Origin of the sequence: Citrobacter sp. CK181, from assembly GCF_030333595.1 — a bacterium.
GTDB lineage: Bacteria > Pseudomonadota > Gammaproteobacteria > Enterobacterales > Enterobacteriaceae > Citrobacter_B > Citrobacter_B koseri.
Window position 1 is genome coordinate 20,425 of record NZ_JAOWFN010000010.1, and the last position, 10,604, is coordinate 31,028.

Sequence of the window (10,604 nt, forward strand, 5' to 3'; positions counted from 1 at the left end):
CTTTAGTTGGTTAATGCGACATCAACACGTCGTTGATGAAGGCGAAACCAACACACCAGGCTTATTCCTGTGGAGTTATTATGAGCGATAAAATTATTCACCTGACTGACGACAGTTTTGACACGGATGTACTCAAAGCGGACGGGGCTATCCTCGTTGATTTCTGGGCAGAGTGGTGCGGACCGTGCAAAATGATCGCCCCGATTCTGGATGAAATCGCTGACGAATATCAGGGCAAATTGACGGTTGCTAAACTGAACATCGACCAAAACCCAGGCACCGCGCCGAAGTATGGTATCCGTGGCATCCCGACCCTGCTGTTGTTCAAAAACGGTGAAGTCGCAGCAACCAAAGTGGGCGCACTGTCCAAAGGTCAGCTGAAAGAGTTCCTCGACGCCAACCTGGCGTAAGACGGAAGTTTCATGTTCGGGTGACCAGCATCCTAAATTATTCGGATGACTGGACGCCCGGCTTGAGTCGTGCTAACTTAGTGTTGACTTCGTATTAAACATACCTTATTAAGTTTGAGTCTTGTTTTTTCCAACGCTTCCCGTTTTTTCTCGCGCGAGAAGTGAACAGATTCCTGGCTTGTCACTCAATCCGTCTTGTCGTTTCAGTTCTGTGTACTTTCCTGTGACCAGACAGCGAACAGACATGAGTTGGTGGCCGTAAACAGGCATGGATGATCCTGCCATACCATTCACAACATTAAGTTCGAGATTTACCCCAAGTTTAAGAACTCACACCATTATGAATCTTACCGAATTAAAGAATACGCCGGTTTCTGAGCTGATCACTCTCGGCGAAAATATGGGGCTGGAAAACCTGGCTCGTATGCGCAAGCAGGACATTATTTTTGCCATCCTGAAGCAGCACGCAAAGAGTGGCGAAGATATCTTTGGTGACGGTGTGCTGGAGATATTGCAGGATGGATTTGGTTTCCTCCGCTCTGCAGACAGCTCCTACCTCGCCGGTCCTGATGACATCTACGTTTCTCCCAGCCAAATCCGCCGTTTCAACCTCCGCACTGGTGACACCATTTCTGGTAAGATTCGCCCGCCAAAAGAAGGCGAACGTTACTTTGCGCTGTTGAAAGTTAACGAAGTTAACTACGACAAACCTGAAAACGCCCGTAATAAAATCCTCTTTGAGAACTTAACGCCGCTGCACGCGAACTCACGTCTGCGTATGGAACGTGGTAACGGTTCTACTGAAGATTTAACGGCTCGCGTACTGGATCTGGCTTCCCCGATTGGCCGTGGTCAGCGTGGTCTGATCGTCGCACCGCCGAAAGCGGGTAAAACTATGCTGTTGCAGAACATCGCGCAGAGCATTGCTTACAACCATCCTGACTGCGTACTGATGGTGCTGCTGATCGACGAACGTCCAGAAGAAGTGACCGAAATGCAGCGTCTGGTAAAAGGTGAAGTGGTTGCTTCCACCTTCGACGAACCGGCATCCCGTCACGTTCAGGTTGCTGAAATGGTAATCGAGAAGGCGAAGCGTCTGGTTGAACACAAAAAAGACGTCATCATTCTGCTCGATTCCATCACTCGTCTGGCTCGCGCCTACAACACCGTGGTTCCGGCTTCCGGTAAAGTCCTGACCGGTGGTGTGGACGCCAACGCCCTGCACCGTCCGAAGCGTTTCTTCGGCGCGGCGCGTAACGTGGAAGAGGGCGGCAGCCTGACCATTATCGCAACGGCGCTGATCGACACCGGTTCTAAGATGGATGAAGTGATCTACGAAGAGTTTAAAGGCACCGGTAACATGGAGCTGCACCTCTCCCGTAAGATCGCTGAAAAACGCGTCTTCCCGGCTATCGACTACAACCGTTCCGGTACGCGTAAAGAAGAGCTGCTCACCACTCAGGAAGAGCTACAGAAAATGTGGATCCTGCGCAAAATCATCCATCCGATGGGTGAAATCGACGCGATGGAATTCCTCATTAACAAGCTGGCAATGACCAAGACCAACGACGACTTCTTTGACATGATGAAGCGCTCGTAAGTCCGGCTGATACCGAAAACGCCACGTTTTTACGTGGCGTTTTTCTTTTGCGATTTATCTGATCTGTTAGTCAAATAAACAAGTCATCATCACATTCATTATGTGGAATTGCTGTGGGCTGTATAAACTACGAGTGGTCGAAAGTGTAATGTTCTGAATGCTCTCTTCTAGAGACAGACGTAACGCATTATACTTTAAGGAAATGATATATGCTGAGAGCACATACACTGTGAATTTACTCGCTGCTTTATCTGAGCTAATCAGTATTTTTTTATTCACAACCATTTTTATTTTTCTTGCGCGAAAAGTAGCCATCAAGATAGGTTTAGTGGATAAACCCAATTTTCGTAAACGGCACCAGGGGGTGGTTCCTTTGGTTGGCGGGATTTCTGTGTTCGCAGGAATCAGCTTTATGTTTGCTCTCTCGGATTACTATATTCCGCACGCATCGTTATACCTTTTTTCTGCTGGTGTGCTGGTTTTGGTCGGCGCATTGGATGATCGTTTTGACATTAGCGTGAAAATTCGCGCTGTGGTACAGGCCGCTATTGCTGTTGTCATGATGGTGATAGGGAAACTCCATCTCAGTAGCCTGGGGTATATTTTCGGTCCCTGGGAATTGGTGCTCGGCCCCTTTGGCTATTTCCTCACGCTCTTTGCCGTCTGGGCGGCGATCAATGCTTTCAATATGGTTGATGGTATTGATGGCTTACTTGGCGGGCTGTCCAGCGTCTCATTTGCCGCAATGGGGCTGATTCTGTGGTTTGATGGGCAGACGAGTCTGGCGGTATGGTGTTTCGCCATGATCGCCGCGATTCTGCCCTATATCATGTTAAACCTTGGTGTTCTGGGGCGTCGTTATAAAGTCTTTATGGGCGATGCGGGCAGTACGCTGATTGGCTTCACGGTTATCTGGATCCTGCTGGAAACCACGCAGGGTAAAACGCATCCTATCAGCCCGGTTACTGCGCTGTGGATTATTGCGATTCCATTAATGGACATGGTGGCGATTATGTATCGTCGCCTGCGTAAGGGCATGAGCCCCTTTTCTCCCGATCGCCAGCATATTCATCATTTGATCATGCGTGCAGGGTTTACTTCCCGACAGGCATTTGTTCTCATTACGCTCGCCGCTGCGATTCTGGCTTCCATTGGCGTTGCCGCAGAATATTCCCATTTTGTTCCAGAATGGGTCATGTTGGTGCTCTTTTTGCTAGCATTCTTCCTTTACGGTTACTGCATTAAGCGTGCCTGGAAGGTGGCGCGATTTATTAAGCGCGTGAAGCGCAGACTACGCAGAAACCGTGATAACAATCCAACGATAACCAAGTAAATTGAGGATGCGATGACACAACCATTACCGGGGGCACACGCCGTGAGCGCTGAAAATGAACTGGATATTCGTGGGTTGTTTCGTACCTTGTGGGCTGGGAAGCTATGGATTGTGGGAACAGGGCTGGCTTTTGCGCTGATTGCGTTAGCGTATACGTTTTTTGCCCGTCAGGAGTGGAGCGCAACGGCGATTTCCGACCGCCCCACCGTCAATATGCTGGGCGGCTATTACTCCCAACAGCAGTTTTTGCGCAACCTTGATATCAAAGCCAGCCTCGCGCCGGCCGATCAGCCTTCGGTAATGGATGAAGCGTATAAAGAGTTCGTCATGCAACTGGCGTCCTGGGATACGCGTCGCGATTTCTGGCTACAGACCGATTATTACAAGCAGCGCATGGTCGGCAACAGCAAAGCCGATGCCGCGATGCTGGATGAAATGATCAATAACATTCAGTTCACGCCAGGCGATTTCACTCGCAACACCAATGATAGCGTGAAGCTGATTGCGGAAACGGCGCCCGATGCCAACAACCTGCTTCGCCAGTATGTGGCGTTTGCCAGCCAGCGTGCGGCGAGCCATCTGAATGATGAGTTAAAAGGCGCATGGGCCGCGCGGACTATCCAGATGAAAGCGCAGGTTAAACGCCAGGAAGAGGTGGCAAAAAGCATTTTCTCTCGTCGTGTTCATAGCATTGAACAGGCGCTCAAAATTGCCGAGCAGCATAATATTTCTCGTACGGCTACCGATGTTCCTGCCGATGAATTACCCGACTCTGAGCTGTTTTTGCTTGGCCGCCCTATGCTACAAGCGCGTCTTGAAAACCTTCAGGCTGTCGGTCCGGCATTCGATCTGGACTATGATCAAAACCGGGCCATGTTGAACACGCTGAACGTGGGGCCGACGCTGGACCCGCGTTTCCAGACCTATCGTTATTTGCGCACGCCGGAAGAACCGGTAAAACGCGATAGCCCGCGCCGTGCTTTCCTGATGGTTATGTGGGGCATTGTTGGGGCGCTGATCGGGGCTGGCGTCGCATTAACCCGCCGTCGAGCGATTTAGCAACATCTCAGCAGTGAGGGGTTAGGCCCTCACTGCCTATTCGAAGAGAATCGATGTGAAAGTACTGACTGTATTTGGCACGCGACCGGAGGCCATTAAGATGGCGCCTCTGGTTCATGCGCTGGCAAAGGACCCTCATTTTGAGGCAAAAGTCTGCGTTACTGCGCAGCATCGGGAGATGCTCGATCAGGTTTTGAATCTCTTTTCTATTGTGCCTGACTACGATCTCAATATTATGCAGCCGGGTCAGGGGCTGACAGAGATTACCTGTCGAATCCTGGAAGGATTAAAACCGATTCTTGCCGATTTTAAACCTGATGTCGTATTGGTGCATGGCGATACGACAACCACTCTCGCCACCAGTCTGGCGGCTTTCTACCAGCGTATTCCTGTCGGTCATGTAGAGGCCGGGCTGCGAACCGGCGATCTCTACTCCCCCTGGCCTGAAGAGGCGAACCGCACCTTGACCGGTCGCCTGGCGATGTACCATTTTGCGCCGACGGAAAATTCACGGCAGAATTTACTGCGGGAACAGATCCCTGATAACCACATCTTTGTCACCGGCAATACCGTGATTGATGCGCTGATCTGGGTGCGCGATCGCGTACTGGCCAGCGATACGCTACGCGCCGAACTGGCAAAGCGGTATCCTTTCCTGTGTGACGATAAAAAAATGATCCTGGTGACCGGACATCGCCGTGAGAGCTTTGGCCGGGGGTTTGAGCAAATCTGTCATGCGCTGGCGGAGATAGCCGCTACTAATCAGGATGTACAAATTGTGTATCCGGTTCACCTGAATCCCAACGTCAGCGAACCGGTTAACCGCATCCTGGGTCATGTTGAAAATGTGATACTGATTGAGCCGCAGGATTACCTGCCGTTTGTCTGGCTGATGAACCACGCCTGGCTGATCCTTACCGATTCCGGCGGGATTCAGGAAGAGGCGCCGTCATTAGGCAAACCGGTGTTGGTTATGCGCGAAATAACGGAACGGCCAGAAGCCGTTACCGCTGGCACGGTGCGTCTGGTGGGAACCGATTCACACCGTATTGTGGAAGAAGTCACACGTTTGCTGCACGACGAAAATGAATATCAAACCATGAGCCGCGCCCATAATCCTTATGGCGACGGACAGGCGTGCGGCCGCATTTTACACGCGTTAAAAAATAATCGGGTATCGCTATGAGTTTTACGACCATTTCTGTTATTGGGCTGGGATACATCGGGTTGCCGACGGCTGCGGCCTTTGCTTCTCGCCAAAAGCACGTTATTGGCGTGGATATCAATCAGCAGGCGGTGGACACCATCAACCGTGGAGCCATCCATATTGTTGAGCCGGATCTGGATAGCGTCGTGAAAACTGCGGTTGAAGGAGGATTCCTCCGGGCAACGACAACGCCGGTAGCAGCCGACGCGTACTTGATCGCCGTGCCGACGCCGTTCAAGGGCGATCACGACCCCGATATGGTTTATGTCGAAGCGGCCGCGAAATCTATTGCTCCCGTATTGAAAAAAGGCGCGCTGGTCATCCTCGAATCCACCTCGCCGGTGGGCGCGACAGAACAAATGGCCGCATGGCTGGCGGAAATGCGCCCGGATCTGACTTTCCCGCAGCAGGCGGGGGAACAGGCTGATGTGAACATTGCCTACTGCCCGGAGCGCGTATTGCCAGGTCAGGTCATGGTGGAGCTCATCAAGAATGATCGCGTGATTGGCGGCATGACGCCGGTATGTTCCGCGCGTGCCAGCGAGTTGTACAAGATTTTCCTTGAAGGCGAGTGTGTGGTGACTAATTCCCGCACCGCCGAAATGTGTAAGCTCACGGAAAACAGCTTCCGTGACGTCAATATCGCCTTTGCGAACGAGCTGTCGCTGATTTGCGCCGATCAGGGGATTAACGTCTGGGAACTGATTCGTCTGGCGAATCGTCATCCACGCGTGAATATTCTCCAGCCTGGGCCGGGCGTGGGCGGCCACTGCATCGCCGTCGATCCGTGGTTTATCGTGGCGCAAAACCCGCAGCAGGCGCGACTGATCCGTACCGCGCGTGAAGTGAACGACGGTAAACCACACTGGGTAGTGGCGCAGGTGAAAGCCGCAGTGGCGGATTGCCTGACGGCAACGAATAAGCGCGCCAGCGACATCAAAATCGCCTGCTTTGGTCTGGCGTTTAAACCGAATATTGACGATCTGCGTGAAAGCCCGGCGATGGGCATTGCGCAGGAGATTGCGCAATGGCATGCCGGTGAAACGCTGGTGGTAGAGCCTAATATTCATCAGTTGCCGAAAAAACTGGAAGGTCGCTGCACGTTAGCCACGCTGGAAAATGCGCTGGCGGAAGCGGATGTGCTGGTCATGCTGGTTGACCATCATCCGTTTAAAGCGATTAACGGCGACGCCGTGCGGCAACGCTACATTGTGGATACGAAAGGAGTCTGGCGCTGATGAAACGGATTCTGGTCACTGGCGGCGCGGGATTTATCGGCTCTGCCGTTGTGCGCCACATCATTGATGAAACCCCCGACGCCGTAGTGGTGGTGGATAAGCTCACCTACGCCGGAAACCTGATGTCGCTGGCGCCAGTTGCACAGCATGAGCGCTTTGCCTTTGAGAGAGTGGATATCTGCGATCGGGCATCGCTGGATCGCGTTTTTCAGCAGTACCAGCCGGATTACGTGATGCATCTGGCGGCGGAAAGCCATGTTGACCGGTCTATCGACGGCCCGGCTGCGTTTATTGAAACCAATATCGTGGGAACCTACACGCTGCTGGAAGCGGCCCGGACTTACTGGGCGACGCTCAATGATGAGAAAAAATCGGCGTTTCGTTTCCACCATATCTCCACTGACGAGGTGTATGGCGATCTGCATTCCACGGATGATTTCTTTACTGAGACCACGCCGTATGCGCCGAGCAGTCCTTATTCCGCCTCGAAAGCCAGCAGCGATCACCTGGTGCGCGCGTGGTTGCGTACCTATGGTCTGCCGACGCTGGTCACTAACTGTTCCAATAATTACGGCCCTTACCACTTCCCGGAAAAGCTGATCCCATTGATGATCCTGAACGCGCTGGCGGGTAAACCGCTGCCGGTGTATGGCAATGGACAACAGATCCGCGACTGGCTGTACGTTGAAGATCACGCCAGGGCGCTGTATCGCGTGCTGACGGCGGGCGAAGTGGGGGAGACATATAACATTGGCGGCCATAATGAGCGCAAGAATCTGGAGGTTGTGGAAACGATTTGCGATCTGCTGGAAGAGCTTGCGCCACAAAAACCGCAGGGCGTGGCGCATTATCGCTCCCTGATCGCTTTTGTGGATGACCGTCCAGGCCATGATTTACGCTATGCCATCGACGCAGCGAAAATTGCGCGTGAACTCGGCTGGACGCCGCAGGAAACCTTTGAAAGCGGAATGCGGAAAACCGTGCAGTGGTATCTGGCGAATGAGGCCTGGTGGAAGCCCGTGCAGGATGGCAGCTATCAGGGTGAACGTTTAGGTCTGAAGGGCTAAACCCGGAGGAGGAACGCATGAAAGGTATCATTCTGGCGGGCGGCTCTGGCACCCGCCTGCATCCGATTACGCGCGGCGTGTCAAAGCAGCTTCTGCCGATTTATGACAAGCCGATGATCTACTATCCGCTGTCGGTACTGATGCTGGCGGGTATCCGGGAAATCCTGATTATCACCACACCGGAAGATAAGCACTATTTTCAGCGTCTGCTGGGCGATGGTTCGGAGTTTGGCATTGAGTTGCAGTATGCCGAACAACCCAGCCCGGATGGGCTGGCGCAGGCCTTTATCATTGGTGAAACATTCCTTAACGGCGAGCCGTCCTGTCTTGTACTGGGCGACAATATCTTCTTCGGTCAGGGGTTCAGCCCGAAGTTGCGTCATGTGGCGGCGCAAACCGAAGGGGCGACCGTTTTTGGTTATCAGGTTATGGACCCGGAACGTTTTGGCGTCGTGGAGTTCGACGACAATTTTCGCGCGGTCTCGCTGGAAGAAAAGCCGAAACAGCCGAAATCAAACTGGGCGGTGACCGGTCTCTATTTTTACGACAGCAAGGTAGTAGAGTACGCGAAGCGCGTGAAGCCTTCCGAGCGCGGTGAGCTGGAGATTACGTCCATTAATCAGATGTACCTTAATGACGGCAAGCTGACGGTTGAGTTGCTCGGTCGTGGCTTTGCGTGGCTGGATACCGGCACCCATGACAGCCTGATTGAAGCGAGCACGTTTGTGCAGACGGTTGAAAAACGCCAGGGCTTCAAAATTGCCTGTCTGGAAGAGATCGCCTGGCGTAACGGCTGGCTGGATGACGAGGGCGTAAAACGCGCCGCCAGTTCTTTAGCGAAAACCGGCTATGGCCAATATTTACTGGAGCTACTCCGTGCCCGTCCGCGCCAGTATTGAACCATTAACGTGGGAAAATACGTTCTTTGGCGTCAATAGCGCTATTGTTCGCGTGAACCCTGCCGCGCCGGTGTTAACGCCAGAGGCATTGCAACCCTGGTCGCGCGTGCAGGCGAAAATTTCTGCTGCGCGTACGGATGAATTAGATGCGCTGCAACAGTTGGGGTTTTCGCTGGTAGAAGGCGAAGTCGACTTCAGCCTGCCGGTCGCTGGCGTTGAACGTATTTCTGGCGTGGAAATTGCACAAATTGCCGATATTCCCGCGTTACGTCAACAGGCGTCCGCCGCGTTTGCGCAAAGCCGTTTCCGCGCACCGTGGTATGCGCCGGACGCCAGCGCCCGTTTTTATGCTCAGTGGATTGAAAATGCCGTGCGCGGCACCTTCGATCACCTGTGTCTGGTTATCCGGGCGGCGAATAACGATATTCGCGGGTTTGTCTCGCTGCGCGAACTGAACGACACCGATGCGCGCATCGGCCTGTTGGCCGGGCGTGGCGCAGGGGCAGAATTAATGCAGGCGGCGCTCGAGTGGGCGCAGTCTCGCGGAAAGACAACATTGCGGGTGGCGACCCAGATGGGCAACACCGCCGCGCTTAAACGTTATATACAGAGCGGTGGCAACGTAGAAAGCACCGCGTACTGGTTATACAGGTGACAAAATGATTCCATTTAACGCGCCGCCGGTGGTGGGAACCGAACTCGATTACATGCAGTCAGCGCTGGGAAGCGGCAAGCTTTGCGGAGATGGCGGCTTTACGCGCCGTTGCCAGCAGTGGCTGGAGCAACGTTTTGGCAGCGCTAAAGTGTTGCTGACGCCATCCTGTACGGCGTCACTTGAAATGGCGGCATTGCTGCTGGACATCCAGCCGGGCGATGAAGTCATTATGCCAAGCTACACCTTCGTTTCTACCGCCAACGCCTTTGTGCTGCGCGGGGCGAAAATCATTTTTGTCGATATCCGCCCGGATACCATGAACATTGATGAAACGCTGATTGAAGCGGCGATTACCGACAAGACGCGCGTCATTGTTCCGGTGCATTACGCGGGCGTCGCTTGCGAAATGGACACCATTATGGCGATTGCGAAGCGTCATAATCTGTTTGTGGTGGAAGATGCCGCGCAGGGTGTGATGTCGACCTGGAAAGGCCGTGCGCTGGGGACGATTGGTCATATCGGTTGCTTCAGTTTTCACGAAACCAAAAACTACACGGCAGGTGGTGAAGGCGGCGCGACGCTGATTAACGACCGTTCCCTGATTGAACGGGCGGAAATCATCCGTGAAAAAGGCACCAATCGCAGCCAGTTCTTCCGGGGACAGGTGGATAAATACACCTGGCGGGATATCGGCTCCAGCTATCTGATGTCCGATCTCCAGGCGGCGTATCTGTGGGCGCAGCTGGAAGCGGCCGATCGCATCAATCAACAGCGTCTGGCGCTGTGGCAGACCTACTATGACGCGCTGGCGCCGCTGGCGCGCGCGGGACGTATTGACCTGCCCTCTATCCCGGACGACTGTAGGCACAACGCGCATATGTTTTATATCAAACTGCGGGATATTACCGATCGCAGCGCGCTGATCAACTTCCTGAAAGAAGCGGAAATCATGGCGGTGTTCCATTACATCCCGCTACATGATTGTCCGGCAGGCGACAAGTTTGGCGAGTTCCGTGGCGAAGATCGGTACACCACCAAAGAGAGCGAGCGCCTGCTGCGCTTGCCGCTGTTTTATAATCTGTCTCCCGTTAATCAGCGAACGGTGATCTCGACCTTGCTGAACTATTTCTCCTGAT

Annotated in this window: 11 protein-coding genes; all 11 read left to right on the top strand. The window is 53.3% G+C overall.

From position 1 onward, the window contains the following. Positions 1 to 80 precede the first annotated feature (80 nt). The gene (gene trxA, locus OGW17_RS03910; RefSeq protein ID WP_001280776.1) at positions 81 to 410 is read left to right on the top strand and encodes a thioredoxin TrxA; all 330 of its coding nucleotides are present in this window, start codon (positions 81 to 83) and stop codon (positions 408 to 410) included. A gap of 169 nt (positions 411 to 579) precedes the next feature. Then, the gene (locus tag OGW17_RS03915; protein ID WP_223849128.1) at positions 580 to 672 is read left to right on the top strand and encodes a rho operon leader peptide; all 93 of its coding nucleotides are present in this window, start codon (positions 580 to 582) and stop codon (positions 670 to 672) included. Between the two features lie 78 nt (positions 673 to 750). Then, a complete protein-coding gene (gene rho, locus OGW17_RS03920) occupies positions 751 to 2,010 on the top strand; it encodes a transcription termination factor Rho (protein ID WP_002437993.1) in 1,260 nt (419 codons plus the stop codon). Positions 2,011 to 2,212: 202 nt separating this feature from the next. Next, positions 2,213 to 3,343, top strand: a complete 1,131-nt coding sequence (gene wecA, locus OGW17_RS03925) for a UDP-N-acetylglucosamine--undecaprenyl-phosphate N-acetylglucosaminephosphotransferase (protein ID WP_012131134.1) — start codon at positions 2,213 to 2,215, stop codon at positions 3,341 to 3,343. Between the two features lie 12 nt (positions 3,344 to 3,355). Further along, on the top strand, positions 3,356 to 4,402 hold the full coding sequence (wzzE, locus tag OGW17_RS03930; RefSeq protein WP_049009048.1) for an ECA polysaccharide chain length modulation protein: 1,047 nt from the start codon (positions 3,356 to 3,358) through the stop codon (positions 4,400 to 4,402). A gap of 55 nt (positions 4,403 to 4,457) precedes the next feature. Beyond that, positions 4,458 to 5,588 (top strand): non-hydrolyzing UDP-N-acetylglucosamine 2-epimerase, encoded by a 1,131-nt coding sequence (gene wecB, locus OGW17_RS03935; RefSeq protein ID WP_071258128.1) that lies wholly within the window; start codon positions 4,458 to 4,460, stop codon positions 5,586 to 5,588. After that, on the top strand, positions 5,585 to 6,847 hold the full coding sequence (gene wecC / locus OGW17_RS03940; protein WP_012131137.1) for a UDP-N-acetyl-D-mannosamine dehydrogenase: 1,263 nt from the start codon (positions 5,585 to 5,587) through the stop codon (positions 6,845 to 6,847). The genes wecB and wecC overlap by 4 nt, the downstream gene beginning before the upstream one ends. Then, the gene (gene rffG, locus OGW17_RS03945) at positions 6,847 to 7,914 is read left to right on the top strand and encodes a dTDP-glucose 4,6-dehydratase (protein ID WP_047460017.1); all 1,068 of its coding nucleotides are present in this window, start codon (positions 6,847 to 6,849) and stop codon (positions 7,912 to 7,914) included. The genes wecC and rffG overlap by 1 nt, the downstream gene beginning before the upstream one ends. Positions 7,915 to 7,931: 17 nt before the next feature. Then, positions 7,932 to 8,813, top strand: a complete 882-nt coding sequence (gene rfbA / locus OGW17_RS03950) for a glucose-1-phosphate thymidylyltransferase RfbA (RefSeq protein ID WP_071258130.1) — start codon at positions 7,932 to 7,934, stop codon at positions 8,811 to 8,813. Further along, positions 8,791 to 9,468 carry a dTDP-4-amino-4,6-dideoxy-D-galactose acyltransferase gene (gene rffC / locus OGW17_RS03955; protein WP_071258132.1) on the top strand — a complete coding sequence of 226 codons (678 nt, stop codon included), beginning with the start codon at positions 8,791 to 8,793 and terminating at the stop codon, positions 9,466 to 9,468. Before rfbA ends, rffC begins: the two co-directional genes overlap by 23 nt. Positions 9,469 to 9,472: 4 nt before the next feature. Further along, positions 9,473 to 10,603, top strand: coding sequence for a dTDP-4-amino-4,6-dideoxygalactose transaminase (gene rffA, locus OGW17_RS03960; protein ID WP_049009039.1), 1,131 nt, complete (start codon positions 9,473 to 9,475; stop codon positions 10,601 to 10,603). Position 10,604: the final 1 nt, after the last annotated feature.

Bases quoted from the DNA above. Each gene is read 5' to 3' on its own strand.
- rho (WP_002437993.1), top strand. From the start codon at position 751: ATGAATCTTACCGAATTAAAGAATACGCCGGTTTCTGAGCTGATCACT.
- wecA (WP_012131134.1), top strand. From the start codon at position 2,213: ATGATATATGCTGAGAGCACATACACTGTGAATTTACTCGCTGCTTTA.
- wzzE (WP_049009048.1), top strand. From the start codon at position 3,356: ATGACACAACCATTACCGGGGGCACACGCCGTGAGCGCTGAAAATGAA.
- wecC (WP_012131137.1), top strand. From the start codon at position 5,585: ATGAGTTTTACGACCATTTCTGTTATTGGGCTGGGATACATCGGGTTG.
- rffA (WP_049009039.1), top strand. From the start codon at position 9,473: ATGATTCCATTTAACGCGCCGCCGGTGGTGGGAACCGAACTCGATTAC.
- rffG (WP_047460017.1), top strand. From the start codon at position 6,847: ATGAAACGGATTCTGGTCACTGGCGGCGCGGGATTTATCGGCTCTGCC.
- trxA (WP_001280776.1), top strand. From the start codon at position 81: ATGAGCGATAAAATTATTCACCTGACTGACGACAGTTTTGACACGGAT.
- rfbA (WP_071258130.1), top strand. From the start codon at position 7,932: ATGAAAGGTATCATTCTGGCGGGCGGCTCTGGCACCCGCCTGCATCCG.